Origin of the sequence: Ruegeria atlantica (genome assembly GCF_013032455.1) — a bacterium.
Taxonomy (GTDB): domain Bacteria; phylum Pseudomonadota; class Alphaproteobacteria; order Rhodobacterales; family Rhodobacteraceae; genus Ruegeria; species Ruegeria atlantica_B.
Window position 1 is genome coordinate 1 of the sequence record NZ_WQCF01000023.1, and the last position, 19,021, is coordinate 19,021.

Annotated in this window: 15 protein-coding genes; 5 read left to right on the plus strand and 10 right to left on the minus strand. The window is 50.5% G+C overall.

Annotated elements, in window-relative coordinates:
* On the plus strand, positions 1-558 hold a 558-nt coding region (locus GOW93_RS20225; protein WP_217354821.1), incomplete at its 5' end, for a M20 family metallopeptidase.
* Between the two features lie 242 nt (positions 559-800).
* Here the strand turns inward: GOW93_RS20225 and GOW93_RS20230 are convergent.
* The 7 genes from GOW93_RS20230 to GOW93_RS20260 form a co-directional block, all read right to left on the minus strand.
* Positions 801-1,196: a DsbA family oxidoreductase gene (locus tag GOW93_RS20230; protein WP_170388118.1), complete on the minus strand. Its 396-nt coding sequence runs from the start codon at positions 1,194-1,196 to the stop codon at positions 801-803.
* Positions 1,168-1,488 carry a hypothetical protein gene (locus tag GOW93_RS20235; RefSeq protein WP_170388120.1) on the minus strand — a complete coding sequence of 107 codons (321 nt, stop codon included), beginning with the start codon at positions 1,486-1,488 and terminating at the stop codon, positions 1,168-1,170. The genes GOW93_RS20230 and GOW93_RS20235 overlap by 29 nt, the downstream gene beginning before the upstream one ends.
* Positions 1,489-1,549: 61 nt before the next feature.
* The gene (locus GOW93_RS20240; protein WP_170388122.1) at positions 1,550-2,224 is read right to left on the minus strand and encodes a DUF2270 domain-containing protein; all 675 of its coding nucleotides are present in this window, start codon (positions 2,222-2,224) and stop codon (positions 1,550-1,552) included.
* Between the two features lie 302 nt (positions 2,225-2,526).
* Entirely contained in the window at positions 2,527-3,465 is a 939-nt protein-coding gene (locus GOW93_RS20245; RefSeq protein WP_170388124.1) for a uroporphyrinogen decarboxylase family protein, read from the minus strand.
* 48 nt (positions 3,466-3,513) lie between these two features.
* Positions 3,514-4,374, minus strand: a complete 861-nt coding sequence (locus tag GOW93_RS20250; RefSeq protein WP_170388126.1) for an MBL fold metallo-hydrolase — start codon at positions 4,372-4,374, stop codon at positions 3,514-3,516.
* A gap of 273 nt (positions 4,375-4,647) precedes the next feature.
* Complete coding sequence (locus GOW93_RS20255; protein ID WP_170388128.1) at positions 4,648-5,628, minus strand: TAXI family TRAP transporter solute-binding subunit; 981 nt, start codon at positions 5,626-5,628, stop codon at positions 4,648-4,650.
* A 99-nt stretch (positions 5,629-5,727) separates the two neighbouring features.
* On the minus strand, positions 5,728-7,638 hold the full coding sequence (locus tag GOW93_RS20260) for a TRAP transporter permease (protein WP_170388130.1): 1,911 nt from the start codon (positions 7,636-7,638) through the stop codon (positions 5,728-5,730).
* Between the two features lie 328 nt (positions 7,639-7,966).
* Between GOW93_RS20260 and GOW93_RS20265 the strand changes: the two genes are divergently transcribed.
* Positions 7,967-8,653, plus strand: a complete 687-nt coding sequence (locus GOW93_RS20265) for a GntR family transcriptional regulator (protein ID WP_170388132.1) — start codon at positions 7,967-7,969, stop codon at positions 8,651-8,653.
* Positions 8,654-8,715: 62 nt separating this feature from the next.
* Here GOW93_RS20265 and GOW93_RS20270 read toward each other — a convergent pair whose 3' ends face one another.
* From GOW93_RS20270 to GOW93_RS20280, 3 genes are all read right to left on the minus strand, one after another.
* The gene (locus GOW93_RS20270; RefSeq protein WP_170388134.1) at positions 8,716-10,155 is read right to left on the minus strand and encodes an aminotransferase class V-fold PLP-dependent enzyme; all 1,440 of its coding nucleotides are present in this window, start codon (positions 10,153-10,155) and stop codon (positions 8,716-8,718) included.
* Positions 10,156-10,223: 68 nt separating this feature from the next.
* Positions 10,224-11,702 (minus strand): aldehyde dehydrogenase family protein, encoded by a 1,479-nt coding sequence (locus GOW93_RS20275; RefSeq protein WP_170388136.1) that lies wholly within the window; start codon positions 11,700-11,702, stop codon positions 10,224-10,226.
* A gap of 359 nt (positions 11,703-12,061) precedes the next feature.
* On the minus strand, positions 12,062-14,119 hold the full coding sequence (locus tag GOW93_RS20280; protein WP_170388138.1) for an NADH:flavin oxidoreductase: 2,058 nt from the start codon (positions 14,117-14,119) through the stop codon (positions 12,062-12,064).
* A 1,198-nt stretch (positions 14,120-15,317) separates the two neighbouring features.
* On the opposite strand from GOW93_RS20280, the gene GOW93_RS20285 reads away from it, so the two are divergent.
* The 3 genes from GOW93_RS20285 to GOW93_RS20295 all read left to right on the plus strand — a co-directional run bounded on the left by GOW93_RS20285 (position 15,318) and on the right by GOW93_RS20295 (position 18,609).
* A complete protein-coding gene (locus GOW93_RS20285; RefSeq protein ID WP_170388140.1) occupies positions 15,318-16,682 on the plus strand; it encodes an NAD(P)/FAD-dependent oxidoreductase in 1,365 nt (454 codons plus the stop codon).
* 3 nt (positions 16,683-16,685) lie between these two features.
* Complete coding sequence (gene proC, locus GOW93_RS20290; RefSeq protein WP_170388142.1) at positions 16,686-17,531, plus strand: pyrroline-5-carboxylate reductase; 846 nt, start codon at positions 16,686-16,688, stop codon at positions 17,529-17,531.
* Positions 17,532-17,949: 418 nt separating this feature from the next.
* Entirely contained in the window at positions 17,950-18,609 is a 660-nt protein-coding gene (locus GOW93_RS20295; RefSeq protein ID WP_170388144.1) for a GntR family transcriptional regulator, read from the plus strand.
* Positions 18,610-19,021 lie beyond the last annotated feature (412 nt).

Here is a 19,021-nt window from a genome sequence, read left to right on the forward strand (position 1 = left end):
ACAGTGGACGACTTTTGCTCCGCCCAATGGCAGACTTTCTCACCGCCGTTGACAATAACGGACCTGGACGGGCTGAAGTTTGAACCAGAAACGCACCCGTTTCTTGGATGGACCACTGCATCGGTGACTACAATTTCCGGCGGCCTAAATATCAATTCGGTCCCCGATGAGGCGCATTTCACCGTCGATATGCGCGTCGTTCCGGGCACCAGGCATTCGGATATCATCGAAATGCTTCAGACCCTTTGGGGTGAAGGTGCCGAAATCGAGGTTGTGACCGAGCTTGAGGGGTTTCAAACCGATCCGGACTGTCCAGCAATTGCTCCGGTTCTGGATTTGCTGGAACAGCGGCTGGGATATCGGCCTAAGCCGACATCGCAGCCATATTTCACTGATGCCTCGGCCTTGGTACCGGCACTCGACAATGTGCCGACCGTGGTGATCGGCCCAGGGGAAGCTGAACAGTGTCACCAGACCGACGAGTACTGCAGTGTTCAGGCAATACGCGACTCAACAGAGCTATACGAACACATCATCGAGGGATTTTGCGGGCAATAAGTCAGCGACGCAACTGCCTTTCGGCGCCTAAAAAGGTTTCACCGGGCAAGCGCTCAGACTGCACGATAGTCTGCATTGAAGGCAATACGCGCCTCTGGGTTTATCGTGAACTTCACAAGAAAGGCGCTAAGGGGGCATTGTCCACGGAGCAATTATACACAACCTCCATCATTCCTGCTTCTAGCAGCGCATCTTGCATCGCCATCGAATGGGTTGAATCAACCAAATATGAAATCCAAAACCTAGCACATGCTAGCTGACTCTGAATGTGAACTCGTCAGAAGCTCCTCGACGTTAGCCAAAATGATCTCGTAAGTTACATTTCCAAATAGTTTTTGGCGCCCTTCATTCAACACATAAGTTGGGCTGCCTTCTATGTTCATAATTTGACTGAGCTGATAATCTGACGCCAATTTCGCATATGCTTCGCCCGACTCGATCTTACTTATAATAACGTCAAAACTAATGCCGAGGTCCTTCGCAATTTCACGTTGGACACACCAATTGGACACATCTTTGGCATGTTCAAAGAAGGCCGTTCGAACTTCTTTTGTTGCCAATACTGACAATTGGTCGGAAAAGTTCGAAGGTTCATTTCCCTGTTCGGCGTCAACAAGCTCGATCGCTTTGATGAACACGAGGGCTGGCGGAAGAACTTGGACGTGTTGTTGTCCACGTATCGTGGTGAATTGGCAAATTCTCGAATTGGTTTGCAACGTCTCTTACATGTTTCCCATACCCTTGAAACCCACCGCGACCTTTCCACTGTTCAGTAATTTTGGCTTCGGTGTCGGCAAATGCAGAGCAAAAGTGGAAGTCTATCGATACATCATTACCTACCTTCGCAACTATTTTGTCGAGAATTGTTTGTCCAGCGTAGGCCCAAACACATAGAATATCTGAAAAATGCACGAGTTGGACCGGTGCCATGAATGTCTCCTTTTTCTCTTAGATGGGTTCGTTGATGCTTTCTCGGTGGTCTTGCGTTTTCTCAACCCATTTCGTTCACACCGCCGCGAGCACGCGCGTTGCGAGCATCTTGGTGCCGAACATGGCTTGCCAATATTCCGAACGTGCAAATGTAGACAACACCGCCCGCTAGAATTATTTCACCTGGGATAGGTCCAACATCCGCTCGGTCGATGAACAAACCCAGCTCGCGAACCGGAAAGGGATGAATGAACAGTTTTCCTAAATAGGCAAATGTTTGGATCAACAGAATCCAAAGATAACTTCTACGAATACGCCGCCCAACTGCTGTGAAATATCCGACATGATATTCAGGTTTCAGGTAGTCGTTGGCGAGTATTTCCTGCCAATTTCTGCAGTTATAGTTTTCTCTATTGAGCATTGGTGTGTACATGTGTTTTTCGAGCCACCGCGCTCGTGCTCGCCAAACATTGAAATACCTGTACCGCCTCGCTTCGAGGGCGAGAAAGAGCCAGATTAGAACGCCTACGATCAGCAAAGGCAATGGCGAGGCGTCAGAAGACGAGTATGAAATAGACATGGCTGCACCCAGCGAAACTACAGACCAATTTGTCGTGTTGTCCAAGCGAGTGCGCCAAATTGTACTTCTGTAGACTTCACCTCTGTAAAGGTGAGCCAAGGCACCGATCTCGGCCGCCGAAAATTCCTTGGTTTCACTTGTAGTTGAGTCGCTCATATCTCTTCCAGATATTGCTGCTATGACGTTGCATGCTATAGCGAAGATTTCTGTGGAAAAACCATCGAGATGAGCACTCGGTGATGTGCAAGAGATCACGCAAGTCGTTCAAATTTGGTTTTCTGCTGTTTTTTCCGAAAGCGTATTTCTCGGAATTAGCTTACCTTAGTCCACTGCTTGATGTCCTAGTTAAGAACCCATTCGGAGTTTTTCGGACGGTTGATCTGCCATTCACGAGCTTTAGGGCTGGTGAATGGCATTTCTGGTATTAGACGGAGAACCGTTCGGGTTTTGTGGATTCGTTAACTGATCTGATACTCGTGAGCAGCAGAAACTGCAGTCTTCAGATTGTCCCAGTTAACTTCCGCTGGCACTGTACAGTCCGCCGCAAGCATGAACTTGTCAGGACGTGCATCGCAGGCGCGACGAACGTCATCTATGATCTCCTGCTCTGTCCCATTCAGGATGGCGCCCTTCCGCAGCAAGCCACCCATGAATGGCCGATTGAACAGCGCGGACACGTCTTTGCCGGACATGCCCCCTTTATCCAGCTCCAACCCGCAACTAATCACGTGACCGGGGTAGTCCAGATACGGTTCATAATCGACATATATATCCTGATAGTCACAGACATGTAGAACGTTGAATTCGCAGTTTTTCTCGATCTCTTTCATGAGCACCAAATCATACGGTTTGATGTTTTCAATGAACACAGAAATGTCGTCGTAATTGTTCCGACCACCACCTTCAGTCGAATGATAAAAGCCATCCACCCCGAGTTTGATGCACTCTTTGACAAAGGTCATAAGGCTTTCAGAAATGATTTCGAGGCCTTTTCGGGCGGCTTCCGGGTTTTCCAGAAGATGGGGAGTGAATCTTTTACTTGTGTGAACCGCACACATGAATGGCGAGTAAAGAGTCGCCATAACAACCGCGTCTCTTTTGGACGATTTCACTAATTGCTCAACGACATATAGCTGTTCTTCGTAAAACTCTTTTCCGTAACACGGGATCTTTTCCCAATCTTGCGGGTTCGTGATCTCCGGAAGAGTCGGGAAAACATTTTCGTACTGGACTTTCAGCACGTCCATGTCTGTGTATTCGAAATACTCAAGGTGTTTTTGCACTGCGGCATCCCCACGGTGGAACTTAGGGTCGAAATGGATAAAGAAGGCCGCAGGGATGCTCTTCTGCGTCGTTCCTTTATCGAGTAGTCCAAGGACGCGTTCTCGCTTGTTCATGTGCTTCTCTCATTACAGTAAGTAGTGGTGTTTGGTGGGCGCTACAGGTTAGAACAGCTCCAACGTCATGAGATCTTTGCCATAAACGATCTCTCCGCCAAAATTTTCGCGAATTGCCGCCATGCCGCGTTCGTAGTTTGCGGGTTCATCAAAGTATCCAGCCTGATGGCTTAGAACGAGTTTCTTGATCCCTGCATCTCGGGCCGCGATGCCGATTTCGGTCGTTCCAGCTACGAGAGGTCCGATGATTTCTCCGTCAATGTCGCTCGGTCCGCGACAATGTGCGACCCAAACATCTGCGCCCTTGATCAGATCAGCGACAGGGGGGATCATTCCAGTATCACCAGTGAGGGCAATATCGCCCTGCGGAGTATTAACTCGGTAGGAAATGCTGTTCAGTTCGGCCGGGAAGTGATGGACTTCTCCAGTCGAAATGGACCACCCATTCCCTTCAATGCGATCGCCGGGCGCAATCTCATTGACTTCGTACTGTGGTCTTGGACGCGGCAATTTCCCACCACGCCGTTCATAAAGGTACAGGCTTGAAGCGTTTGAAATTCGCGAGTGGATATCGTCTTTGTATGCGCCGTCAGCACCGATTAGGCGATCTACAATCCAAGCTGTGGGGCTTGGTCCATAAATTTTAAGGTCTTTTTGATCGCGTCCCATCTGATCCCAACGCACAAGCAAGAAACAAGGAAGATCCGCGTTATGGTCAAAGTGGTGATGCGTCATGAACAAATGGCTGAAATTGGTTGGATCAAGGCCCATTTGAGCGATTTTGTGCATCGCGGCTGGTCCACAATCGAACATCAGATACTGATCGTCGATCTGAAGGATATGGCACGTACCAAATGAGTGCTTTGATGGTGTTGGCGTGCCCGTACCGACCAGGTGCAGTTTGATCATGATGGGTTTCCTATTGTTTTACTTGTGGTTCTTGGTCCAGCTTTTGGTCCGAATTGTTGGAAGCCAAAGCGCGCCCGAGTTCGCGGTCGAAGATTTATCGGGAAACAGGAAACTACTGCCTAGCTCTATGAGGTTGTTCTCTAGCTAAGTGGTTTGCGTCTAGTTTCATACCTGTCCATTTGTAGTGGGCTTCGGGCGGATGGGAGTGGGGGTTCCGCCCGAAACCCTTTTCAAAGTAGCTGCGTTCAGGAAACGCCTAGGGAGGTGGGCTTTCTACTTGAGAACTCCAACTTCTTTGAAATAGCGAGCCGCTCCTGGATGTAACGGTGCTGCGTTGTTGAAAACAGCGCCTTCGGGAGTGACTCGCGCGGTCATTGCACTCACGCTTGCGAATTCGTCCAAGTTGCTGAACAGGGCTTTTACAGCTTCATACATCAGCTCTTCGTCGAACTCTTCGTGTGCGATGATGCTCATGTTGAAGCCAATAGCCTCAACCGGATCGCTATTAAGTTGGTTTTCACCATAGACATCCTGGTCGATGGCAACTACTGCCGCGCCGGGCAGGCGGTCAGTGATGCGCTTGGCAGTTTCTTCGTCCTGGACTTCAAGCATCCGGATGTCTTTGTAGAGCGCGATATCGCTCACAACGGCGTATGGAGGAGCTGACCCCCAAAACGCTGCATCAATGTGGCCATTACGCAGTTGGTCTGCCGCGTCCCGCGCTGATACGAACCGGAAATCAGAATTGTCTTTAGTGACGCCGTGTTCTTCCAAAATTGCGGATGTGATGTTGATCATCGAGCCGCCTTTGGCGTCTACGGCAATTCGCTTTCCTTCCAGATCAGCGATGCTTTCAATCCCAGAGTCGCCCAGCACTACAAGCTGGATTACCGATCCAGGCCAAGAGAATACTGTGCGTACTGATTGGTACTCGTCAGCCTTTCCTTCAAACTGACCTTTTCCATCCATCGCATCATGCAGGGCTGGATTGAGAGTAAATCCTAGGTTGGTGCCACCAGCCGCTACCTTGTTGATATTGATGATGCTGCCACCGGTTGTCACGGTAACTTCAAGGTTATCCATCTCATCGGCCCATTCTTTGGCCATTGCAGTACCCATCACGTACCACCCTGCGCCCAGTGATCCAGCTGATAAGGTGGACCTGGTAACCTCTTCAGCTGAAGCCATACCCGCTGTGGACAGAGCACCGCTGATTAAGCCAATACCGATAGTTTTTCTAAGATCCCTCAACATATTAGTTCCTTTCCTGTTGTGAGCAATTTTTGTTGCTTAGTGGGTTTGGTTATGTCCGCGAGAGAATGCGGTCGCCTTCGAAGCAGAAAATTCTATTGATCATTGAGCTTCTCTCTTGGGCCTGGCGCCAAGTTGCGTGCTGAACACGAAGTTGACGACGAAACACGCTGCAAATGTGCCTAGTCCGATCAAGTTCACCGACGAGTCCGGGAAAATAAGCATCAAACCGGCGAGCAGGAAAATTCCTCTGCTGATGATGTGCAAGGTGGCTCGCAGATATCCTTCAAGACAGAGAGCAAAGCTCGCGATACCGACTAGGCACATAGAGGTCACCCACAGAATCTCAGAGGTTGTACCCATGAGTAGTAGCGCGGGATTGTAGGCAAACATGTACGGAATTACGAAGCCAATGGACCCTACCCAAAGCGCAAGCATTGCCGTCCTAACTGGGTTTGATCCTGCAATACCGGCCGCAGTGTACGCGGAAATACAAACAGGAGGCGTAATCCCTGCCAGGCTTGCAAAGTAGAAGACAAACATGTGGCTCGCCAGCGGTGTAAGTCCCAGTTTCTGCAGCGCGGTGCCAGAAACCACTACCACGAGCAGGTAAGCTGGCAATACGGGCATACCCATGCTCAAGATCATTGCAGCAACCATTGCCATGGTCAGTGCATAAAATAGATTTGCTTCCGCGATTGAGCTAACCAAGATGCTAAACTTAACGCCAACTCCGGTCAGAGCGATGATGCCAATGATGATGCCGATGGATGCGAGGCAGCCGAACAACATCAACGAATTTCGAGCGGTGGTATCGCAAATATCCAGATAAGCCTTTGGGTTTCTGTTCGGTTTACCCGTCAGAAGCATGAGCGCCAGCATGAAGACTACCGAGTAGAAGCATGAGTAGGTTGGAGTGAACCCGCGCATCAACAATAGAATGAGCAATCCAACCGGCAGGAAGAAAATCCCACCCTTTTTCAGCGTCTCAAACAGAGGCGGGGCTTCACCTACCGGGATTGGCTGGATGTCGTCTTTGTGTGCTCTCAGATACACAATTGCGAACAAGCACATATAGTAAAGCAGGGCAGGAATGGCGGCGGCGGCGGCGATTTGGATGTACGGAACACCGATAATCTCTGCCATCACAAAAACGGTCGACGCCATAATTGGTGGTACGATATGCCCACCTGTCGATGCCACGGCCTCGACTGCGCCGGCAAACGCGGGTCTGTAGCCTACCTTTGACATCAGCGGAATAGTAAATGTACCTGTTGTCAGAACGTTACTTGCACCGCTTCCCGATATGCTTCCGAACAGACCGCTGGCGAAGATCGCAGATAGCGCAGGGCCGCCACGCAATCGCCCAACTAACGCCAGTCCGATTTTTACAATTGAGTTCCCTAAGCCGGATACTTCAACCATCGTCCCGAACAAGAGGAAGATGAAGATAACATTGACCATCACGTTCAGTGCCAGCCCAAAGATACCCTCATTGCTGAAGTAGAGGTAGGAAACCAGTTCACCCAGCGGGTAGCCCGGATGGCCAAAGTTTCCAGGTATGTAGTTTCCAAAAAGCGCGTAAGCGATAAACGCCATAACGACCCAAAAGAACGCAGGTGGCGTAACTCTGCGAGCAGCCTCGACCACGCACAAGAAACCAGCAGAAAACGCCAGAACGTCCCACGTGTTAGGGTTTCCGAGACGATAAACAAGATCGTCTTCTACCCAAATGATGTAGGTAATACTCAAAATATTTGCTATGAAGAACAAAGCGTTGATCAAAAATAAGACGCTGTTGACCGCTCCGTTTGAGCTGGGCGTAGCTTTTATCGGGACAGTTAGAAAAATAATTGCAAAGGCGATCATCAGTGGCAAGCCACGTTGAACGGAATCCGTCATCGTTCCAAACCCGGCCGTATAAACCAGGAATAGTGTCAAAATTCCCCCTAAGACGTAGGCAACACGCTTGTTGATCCCGACGCCTTGAGATTGTTCTGCGGCTTCATCCATTTTTCTCTCCCTAGAGTTGGATCATTCCCTTTCGGGATAACGGCCGGGGTGATCCACATCCCGCCAGTGCTAGGCTTTTTGCCTGCATTTACTCTGTGCCTGCTTCACGCAGATTCGGCTGCCAGATTACTTCCCCCAAAAATGGCAAAACCGACTTGCCTCTTGGTATCATAATTTACTAAATAGTATACGGTTTTGTCAATATGGATTTTGATTAATTGCTTAGTTACGGTAAACAGCCTAACATTCAAGTTAAACGGGATAGGAAATTTAGTAATCGTACACGATTTATGATATACGGTGTATATTGTTGAGGAGACTGGTTGGAATGAAAAGTGTAGAAGTCCGTTCAGGCCGCGATGGTTCGGAGAGCGCTGCAGATCCAATATATGCTGACCTGAAAGAAAGAATTCTCTCCGGCGATCTTCCGGGCGAAACTCCTCTTCGGCAAGACAATATTGCCGTGAATTATAACGTAAGCAAAATTCCGGTTCGGGAAGCCTTGAGGCGACTGGAAAACGAAGGTTTGGTTACGTTCCGGCCGCGCCGGGGGGCCATTGTACGGTCACTTTCTAATGACGAAGTCCTTCATCTGATGGACATTCGCATTGCACTGGAATGCCGGGCGTTGGAACTTGCCGTTCCCAACATGATTGAGTCTGATTTCACTTCCATCCGCAAGTTGCTGGACGATTACGCTGTTCGTACAGAAGTTTCGGAATGGAGCGAATTGAACCAACAGTTTCATCAAGCGATTTACGAACCATGCGGGAATCGTGAAATTCTTACATTGATTGCAAGCGTCCAACAAAAACTTGGTCGCTACCTAAGAATACTCGTGACCGAAATCCGGGGACTTCAGCGTCCGATGCGTGAACATGCTGAAATTTTGACGGCCTGCGAAGATGGCCGCATCGAGGACGCAGTTCAGCTTTTACGGAGACATATTGAAACAACCAAAAAGGAAGTTGCCGCGCATTTGCTTCGCGGAAACAAAACTTCACTTGGAGCGTAAAAGAGGCCGAGCTGACCGACCTCATTTCGTTCTATAGACTAATCAAGTCGCGCGAAATCGCGTTATGCAATTTCAATCTCGTCCGGACTTATCGCAAAACGCGCGGTCGAAGCGTCCACGGAATAACTTTTTTCCAACTCTTCTAATTGCGTTGTTAGATCGTTGACGCAGTCGACAATATACTTGGCTTTGTCGTCACTCATCAGGTAGCTGAAATTCAATCGAACCCAGCCCGGCTTTTCAAGCTCTTTCCCCTGTTGCAGATCGCAAAACAGTTGCTCCGACTTTTCTTCTCCAATGTTCAGCAAGTGATGGGCATATGGTCCGGCGCAAGCACACCCGCCGCGGGTCTGTATCCCATAAACATCACTAAGCATTCGTGTGAAAAGCTGATGGTGGAACCTCGACCCATCCTTGCGTTTCACAAGGAAAGAGAAGATCGGAAGGCGATTTTTGTGCTGAGTGCCAAGCAAAACTAGTTGTGGGTTTGCCTTCCATGACTCGAGAGCCAAGCAGTTAAGCTCATCATTTCGCTTTGAAATATATTCCTGAGTTAGCGTGTCTTTGACAATGAAAGCCAGCGCCGCCCGGATGTCGCCTACTACATTTGGAGTTCCGGCTTCTTCTCGGGCGGCAAGGTTCTCGGTGTAATTGTGACCCCAGGGTGATACGAAAGTTACGGTACCGCCACCTGGCCAAGTTGGTTCGCATGCGTCTACAGCACTGTTTCGAACGATTAGCACGCCTGAGGACCCCGGCCCACCAACGAATTTATGGGGCGATACTACTACGGCATCTGCTTGGCAGTCTAAGGACGGGTTCATGTCGATTGACAGATAAGGTGCGCCACCGGCGTAGTCCCAAACCGAGAGCGCGCCATAGCGCTTCAACAGTCGGGTCGTTTCAATGGGATCGGTGATGACACCAGTTACGTTTGACGCAGCTGTAAAACTTCCGATTTTCAGGTCGGCGTCCTGGTGCTCGAGCAGCGCAGCCTCCAAAGCAACCAAATCTGGACCACCGCATTCCCCTTCTGGAATTGATACGACGACCGCATTGCTTTCGCGCCAAGGCAAGATGTTTGAATGATGCTCGTATGGCCCAATGAAAACGACAGATTTCCGCACTTTGTTTACTCCAAATAGAGTAACCAACCGATTCAATCCAGCTGTAGCACCAGAGCCAGTGAAGATGACCGAGCACCCATCCGTGGCATTGGTCAGTCGCGCTGTTTCTGACCGTGCTGCAGCGCGAAGGCGCGTCATATAAGAACCACAGTACGAGGCTTCAGTATGACTGTTGGCATAAAAGGGCAGGACCCTGTTCTGGACGTAATCTTCAATTTGCTTCAACGCACGTCCCGAGGCAACATAGTCTGCATATGTCAGCCTTACGTCCCCGAACAGGCCGGGTATCCGAGCGCCTTCTCCGATAACTCCTTCGTGGATGGCGGCCACGACATTTTCGGATTTTAGCGAGTTTCGAAATTGTTCCAACGTCATTTCACGCCTCCCATTGCGACGCGCGCATTTCACTTAGGGCAAGAACCCTGGACTCTTAAGTCCTGTGGTTACCAGGTCGCGTCCAGAGCAGCCCAAGTTGTTTTCAGTTCGGTGTAGTTATCCAAAGCATAAGCAGAACGGTCGCGTCCCAGCCCGGATTCCCTTGTGCCGCCAAACGGAGTCCCAATGTCACCCAACTCGTAGGTGTTTATTGCGACAGTTCCTATCCGCAGCCGGTTGGCAACTTGGAAAGCCTGCGCCATGTCGTTCGACCACACAGCTCCGGCTAGCCCATAGCGTTGTGCATTCACCAGATTGATTGCTTCATCGACGCTTTTGACATTCGTGCTGACCAATATGGGTCCGAACACTTCTTCGGTGAATATTGCATCGTCCTTGGGTACGTCTGTCAGCAAAGTTGGCTGATAGAATGCACCAACCTCGCCAATGTCTTTTGGGTTGCCGCCACAGGCGACATTCACGCCTCGCTGTGCCGCCGCCTCAACAGCGGCATGGACTCCATTCATATGGTTGGCGTCAATCATGCTCGACAGGTTTATTTCCGGATTGTAGGGATTTCCGATCGTCAGACTTTGGAACTTGGCTTGAATCTTTTGCAACAGTTCGTCGTGCCCGTCACCAACAAGCACGAGCGATGCGCCAGCATCGCAAACCTGACCCTGGTGATAAGCGATACCCCAAACAATCTGCTCTACCATCTGATCACTGGCGCATTCAGGGCTGAGAACGATATGGGGGCTTTTTCCGCCCGCCTCCAAGCTTACCTTTTTCATCCCATTCGCGGCCGCAACACCCATGATATGAGCGCCGACCTCGGTCGAGCCGGTGAAGGCGATAGCATGAATGTCTGGGTGGCGGACCATAGCTTCTCCGGTGACGCGCCCATTACCGGTCAGGACCTGGAAAACACCTTCTGGAATGCCAGCCTCCAGAGCCAGATCGGCCAATACAAGCGCATTCAACGGGCTCAATTCCGGGGGCTTTAGAATAACTGAGTTGCCTGCAGCCAACGCTGGGGCAACTTTGGTGATGGCCATCATCAACGGGAAGTTCCACGGCGTTATCGCGCCGACAACTCCGATTGGTTCGCGGCTGATCAGGCCGAGCCGATCAACAGAGGAGGGCGCTATCTCACCATAGATTTTGTCAATTAGCTCTGCATACCAACGCAGTCGAACGATTGATTGCGCGACATCGACGTTTCTCGCTTCACGAAGCGGGCGGCCAGAGTCGATAGTCTCGATCTGCGCCATACGCTCGGCGTTCTTCTCCATAAGCGCTGCCAGATTCAAAAGGCGTGCTCGCCGGTCGCGCGGGTGCATGCGGGACCACGTACCTTTATCGAAGACCCTGTTCGCCACGCGAACTGCCTTGTCGACTTCTTCCTTCGAACAGATTGGAAGCTGCCCGAGTGCGCCTACGGCAATCGGTGACTTGACCTCGAAAAAATTGTCCGAGTCTGTATGGATATTGTCGCCGATGCGTGAGCCCATCTTCGGCAAGTGTGCAGTGTCGAATTCTAACATTTTGCTTTCAATCCAAGTTGCTAGATTAGTGCAGCACCTCACAACGCAAAGATTGAGACGGTTGATAGGAGTGTGCTTATCGGATCATATAGTATACGATATAGTTATTAAATATACTAAACCGGGAGCCTTGTAAACCTTTTCGGCGACAAATCCCGCCCTGTAAAACACATTTCGGGCGTGTACCGTTCTGGCAGTGGGTAGAGGTGTAAGTATGCAGTCTTGGTTTGGTGAATAGAGACACATGAAACCTCTGGTCACTCCGGTAGTTGGAAAAAATCCAGCTACGATTGTACGCAGAGAAACCAATGCAGCTTCAGCCAGTTCAGGAGCTGAATGACAAGCTGAAAAAGGCCAGTTCAAATCGACTGGCACAGTCTGTGACTATCCAGAACTGCTGCATGAAGGCCCCGGTCAGACACAGCATCACCAATCCTGAAAAGAGCGTATTTCCCATTTGCTCCATCTACCATCAGAAGGGACGGCTGTTCCTGATTATTGAGCGCTGCATTATAGTCCAAAGCCCCGTTGTTCTCGGATCGATGTTTCAGGCTATCAAATAAGTCATCGTCTGGAACTGTACCTGCTTCGACAATGATCTGATGGTAGCAGCGAGTTTGGGTCTTGCCGCTGTATTCGTGGACAAACACTGCATTCAGTTCGGTACCTTCCCGGTTGATAGATTTCAGGCGTAGATCGGGAAGCAATTTAACATCCATCTGGTGGAGGTTTCGAAGATGGATTGCATGATTTGTGACGCCGACATTCTCTGCAATCATTCTGTCGGGTGTAATCAGGTCAACTTTTGTGTTCTCGCGCCCTGCGATAAACTCCGCGCAGCTTGGGCCACTTTGACTACCTGTCTCATCATAGACCAGCACCTTGCCATTCGGCGCAAACTCGCCGGACATGACATCCCAAACGCTAAAGCCGAATTGTTCGGCTCCATCTATCATTCCAGATTCTGGCATTCCACCATTGGCAAGCAATACCACGTCCGGGTGTTCATCCAGAATGTCGCTCTTTTCCGCAAAAACGTTGAAGCGGAAATCGACTCCTAAAGCTTCACACTGATCATATTGCCAACGTGGAATCCCAATCATATTTGATCGCCACGGCGTGCGGACAATATAATTCACTTGACCACCTGGCTGACTTTGCGCTTCGAACATCACCACTTTGTGGCCACGTTCAGCGCAGATCCTTGCAGCTTCCAGCCCTGCCGGTCCCGCGCCCACAACGACAATTTTTCTTTTTTGAGGAGCCTGCCTTATTGAATGACTAAGTATTTTTTCCCGTCCAGTTACCGGATTGTGAAGACATAATGCGTCGCCGCCACGATAGATTCTATCGATACAATAGCCCGCACCGACGCAAGGCCGAATAGCGTCGTCTTGCCCAGCTAAATGTTTTCGAACCAGATGTGGATCCGCGATATGCGCGCGCGTCATACCGACCAAATCAACGTGTCCTTCGGCGACCGCGAAATTGGCGGTAGCAAGATCTGCGATGCCGGCAGCGTGCATTACCGGGAGTTGAACCGCGCGTCGAACTTTGCCCGCAAGCTCTATGAACCGCCCTGACGGAAACGCCATTGAAGGGACGGTTTCTGCAACGCCTGCCTTCGTCCAATTGGCACCGCCAGAAACATTCAAGCAATCGAGCAGACCTGACTCAGCGTACGCCTTTGCAATGGCGATGCCCTCATCTTCGGAAATCCCTCCGTCAATAAACTCATTTACCGAAAGGCGAAGGCTGACAACAAAGTCATCGGGAATTCTGGCGCGAATACCTTCAAGTGCCTCCAGGCCAAACCGAATGCGATTATCAAACGATCCTCCATATTCATCTGAACGCTGATTGGATAGCGGACTCCAGAATTGTCCGATCAAGTGACCCGACGCCAGCAGTTCAATTCCATCAATCCCTCCATCCAGACATCTCTGTGCAGCGGCAGAGTAGTCCTCAATCACTCGGCGAATATCCGAATGCTCAAGCGACTTGGGTATGGCGCCATGTGCCGGTTCGCGTATGGGCGAGGGGGCAATTGTTGGCAACCAATTCCCTGACGTTGGGCGAGTTCGCCTGCCCGCATGGCTGAGTTGACACATCAATCCAACGTCATGCGCATGAATGCGACCGGAAAAAGCCCGCAGGTGGGGCACGATATCGTCGCTCGCCAGGTTCAACTGCCCAAAGGACGGAGGTGAATCCAACGAAACCGATGAGGCACCACCAAACATGGTTAACGAAAGGCCACCTGCAGCTTTCTCTTCGTGATAGCGCTGGTACCGTTCCCTCGGCATGCCGTTTTCAGCATAGGCCGGAGCATGGGAGGTGCTGATGATGCGATTTTTTAGTGTCAGGTGCCCCAACCGGAAAGGTTGAAATATGGACTTGTAGGGTGTTTCTGGCATGATGCGATCCGCTTGTCCTGTGTGAAACTTGGTTCGCGTAGTTACTGGGCTTGGTAGGCAGGCCGAGAGGATTGATCGCTAAGCTTGCCGGATGATTTTCGACTGAGTTAAGTCCCAGCTCTTGATCAGCGTTAGGCATAGCCCAGGCCACTTGGAGAGGTGATCGTTGAACGGGGAGGCAAGCAGAACTGGAGTTGCAACAATGCCAGTGTCAGTGAGAGCAAATGACGACAGCTGGATTGTCCAATTTCAGTAAGAAAAGCTCTTCCGCGCCTCCCCGCTTGCTTGCAGGTAGACTTCGTTATCGTCATCTGCTTGCAAGTGCTGCCGAAGTACGGCCCGCGTAATATTCGCTGAGCATCGTTCGACAAATGGTTTGATTGGTAGGGCGCGGCAATTGACCCGCTTTTTTCGTGTTTATCGCCAGCACGTATGAATCTGTGCCCTCTTGCCTGGCAAGAAGCCCAAATATTGATTTGCCTGCTTTTGCTTTGCGCGAACCAGTAACCCGGGTGGTCAATTGCCGATCCGGGCGGCAAGGAGTGAGGTTTTTGATCACTACACCTTCCAGGAAGCCAGCCACGACAAATTAGTGTCTCAAACTCACGGGGTAGCATTTTATTGCACCTTAGTTTGGATTTGATCCTTGCAAATCGTATACTATTTTGCAAGTATAAGATACCCAGTCAAGCGAAATCTCACGATTCTGAGGAAGGCAAAGCTACCTTGATGAAGCTGCTTCGAAAATCCCTCAACGAGTTTGGAGCTGATCTGCACCCGGCGTTTCGCAAGTCATCGGAGAAAGCGAATGAGCTCGGAAATTCGCCAAGGTTCCCGAGGGCGATCTGCGAATGCCGAAGGCTGATCAGCCTTGTGGGCAAGCTCGATTTGATCGTTGCGTTGTATGCTGCGCGATCGACCAGGCTTGATCTTCATGGCAAGGGTCTTGCTCAGCGCCTCTGGTTGATTGGGAACGGTTTCAACAAAATAGGCATGCATTTTTGTTGCCCCGCGAAAGGACTAACATTTTCCGCTTGCCAGGATCGGTTAGAATTGCCCGCCTTATGGTTGGACACTTCGTCAACTCGCGCCCGGTCAAACAGTGCTCCGGGAAGACTAACCGGTTTCTCCGGAAAATATATGAGCTGAAGAAAGCTCGCAGTTCACATGAATTGGTACAGAACAAGGACCATGTAGGATGTCTTCCTCACGCAAAATTGCCATCATCGGCACAGGAATTGTTGGGATAGCTACCGCTTACTATCTGGCGCGCCGATATGGCATCGAAAATATTACGTTGATCGACCGAGACCAGCCCATGTCTTTCACGTCCGCACAGTCAGGCGAGAATTACCGTAACTGGTGGCCGCATCCTGCGATGGTTTCGTTCACTAACCGCAGCATCGATCTGCTGGAAGAAATTGCGCGTGAAAGCGACAACCGCATTAACATGAACCGTCGGGGTTATGCTCTGGCGACCCGTGAAACCGACATAAGCGACTTTGTTGAGCAACTAAATAACGGCCTCGGAGAAGATGCATCCCGATTGCTGCGTTTTCATACCGACGATACGTCGAAGACGTATCATTCATTCCAATCGCCAGATTGGGAAGGTGTGCCGGATGGTGTTGACATTCTTCAAAATCAGAACCTGATCAGAAATTTCTTTCCCAACTACGATCAAGAAATACAAACACTTATTCACATTCGCCGCGGTGGCGACATTAGCGGCCAACAGTTGGGGATGCATATGCTGGACTACCTGCGCCAAACTGGTGCGAAGCGAGTGGTAGGCCAGGTAGAGGGGATAACCAAAATGCAACTCTATCGTATCGAGGTTTCTCAGGCAGATGGAACACAGGTAATAGAAGCCGATCAAATAGTGAATGCCGCGGGGCCGTTCGCCGACAAGATTGCCAAGATGCTGGATGTCAACTTGCCTGTCTACAACACTTTCCAACAGAAGATTGCATTCGAGGACACACAAGGGGCGATCCCCCGCACGCAACCGTTTTCGATTGATCTCGACTCGCAAGAGATTGACTGGACAGACGAAGAACGCGACATGTTGGCGTCAGACCCCGAATTCTCTTGGTTGGCGGATGAGATGCCCGGAGCGATTCACTGTCGTCCCGATGGTGGCGACAATGGCAAGTGGATCAAGTTGGGCTGGGCGTACAATGAATCTGCCGCTGAGCCCACATGGGAACCGCCGCTGGATGACAATTTCCCTGAAATTGTTTTGCGCGGCGCAGCACGGTTGAATCCAGCCCTAAAAGCCTATTACGGCAAACTGCCTCGCAGCACGCACCACTATGGTGGTTGGTATACAATGACTGAAGAAAACTGGCCTTTGATAGGCCCGATGGGCGCAGAGGGGGCCTTTATGAACTGTGCTATGTCCGGCTTTGGGACCATGGCTGCGTGCACTGGGGGTGAACTTTGTGCCGCTTGGGTCGCAGAAGACAAATTGCCAGACTATGCAAAGGGATTTTCGCTGCAGCGATACGAAGATCAGGCGTTGATGGCTGCGCTCCGCGACGCCGACAAAGGTGTGCTCTGATTCATGGATGAGAATGTGAAGAACATAGTGCTCGTTGGTGCAGGTCGTATGGGCGGTTCAATGCTGCGCGGGTGGCTAGAAGCCCTGGATTCCGATTTCAGCTTTTGGGTCGTCGATCCGCATGCCGGCTCGTCCCTGGACGAACTCTTGGTAAGCACGGATTCAAATCCAAGTGTTGTGCACGTGAAGGAAACGGCTCATCTACCTTCAGAAATGACTGCCGATGCAATTGTCATGGCAACAAAACCAAATTTGGTAGTTGGCGCCCTGGAAGGGTTGAACAAACACATCGGCGAAAACACGGTTGTATCTTCAGTTGCTGCAGGTGTATCTCTGGAAACTCTGAAAAGTGCTACGGATGGGTCCGTCGCTTCCGTCAGAGCAATGCCTAATATTGGGGCCACTGCAGGATGCGCAGTCACTGCGGCAGTTGCATGCAAAGAATGTAGTGACGACCAGCGTGCACTTATCAACATGTTATTCCAAGCCATAGGTAGCTTTACTTGGCTTCAGAACGAAGAACATATGCACGTTGTGACTGCAATCTCTGGCAGTGGGCCAGCCTATTTCTTTGCTATGTGTGAGGCCATGATCAATACTGCTCAGGCGCATGGTTTAGACGAGGAAGCGGCTAAACTACTCGTCATAGGAACTCTCCGTGGTTCAGGGCAGTTGCTGGAAAGAAACCCCGATCCAGCGCATCTGCGTGAGACCGTTACCAGTCCGAACGGCACTACGGCCGCTGGTTTGACTGCTCTACGCGACGAAGGCAGATTGCAGACATTGATGGACGATACTGTTTCGGCGGCAAAAGCTAGATCGAAAGAGCTGGAGAGTTCCGTTTGTTAAATGGCTGACCGTAGTATTGAGATGTGTCCTGAGCACTTGCAATACACTGGCGCACATGCGGTGGTAAGAATGATGCGGCAAATTTTTCGTGGACGGCAATCCAAGAAACAACGATTTCATCGTTGAATTATTGAGACTCATCACAAATCGTCGAACTTGATTTACTGCTGCGACTATACCGGATCAATCTGCACTGGCGGTTTACCTTCGCACGGGGTTACCTTGAAATTTGAAAACGCCACCAGTTATGCCATCAAGAATAGAGTAACTTTTGGCATGTAGCGCAAATGTGCGGGCCTGTTGCCGTTTCGTACATGCTCGCACTCTATCAGCTTCGCTGTATTGAACTTGGGCCTTTATTGTTGTTGGTTAGTTCACATTGAATGCGTGTGGACGAAAATGCGAAAGACGACTGGCAATGGGTGAAAACGGACAAGTGAAGCCGACGGCCCAGCCGATCTATGACGAGCTGAAAAAACAGATTCTTTCTGGTGAAAGAGCCCCTGGTGAACCATTGCGCCAGGATGAGATTGCACGCCAGTACGGCGTCAGTAAGATTCCAGTGCGGGAAGCCTTAATGAAGCTCGAGGTTGATGGCTTCGTTCTTATCCGGAAAAACAAGGGGGCAACTGTTCGCGAAGTATCAGCCACCGAGATTCTGAACATCATGGACATTCGGGTCGCATTGGAATGCAAGGCATTGGAGCTGTCTATTCCCAATATGATTGCCTCTGATATTGAGTTGGCCGGCACAATTCTGGACGATTATTCAAAGCATTCAGACCCTGAGCAGTGGAGCGACATGAATTTGCGGTTTCACCACGCTCTTTATGAGCCCTGTTCAAATCCGCTCTTGCTACGGATGATTTCCGACCTGCAACAGCGGATCGGTCCTCAGCTGCGTCTTTTGGTTACAACGGTTACAGGGTTGGAGCGACCTCAGGCTGAACATGCTGCCATTCTTGAGGCATGCAGGGTAGGCGATGGTGGCAAAGCCGTCGAGTTGTTGAGAAAACATATCGAAACGACAAAGAAGGAAACTGCAGCAAAATTGCGCAGGATCGACAAGCGAATATAGTTGCTTGGATCGGACAGCATGATTTAGTGGCTAAGCGCATCTACTTGTGTTCGGGCGGCATAAAGCGCCCGAAAATCTTTTGTACAATTGAGGCATATGATGTCCTCGGATGGCCAAATTTCCTCAACCCCTTCTAGATTGTGTACCGGAGGCCCTTAATATAGCCGGGGATTACACCTGTGGTGCCTCTGATCAGGAATCAGGCAATCCCGATACTGATTGAGGACTGCGCTCTTGACCGGGAAATCACTTGATACCGATTTCAGGAAGCGGAGAGTTATTGTGCACCCGCGCTATTTCCATGCGTGTGAGGTCAATGGACTGATATCCACCAGTGAGCGCAAGCTCGGACAAGGCTGTCAACGGCGGTGAGAAAGTCTGCCATTGGGCGGAGCAAAAGTCGTCCACTGTT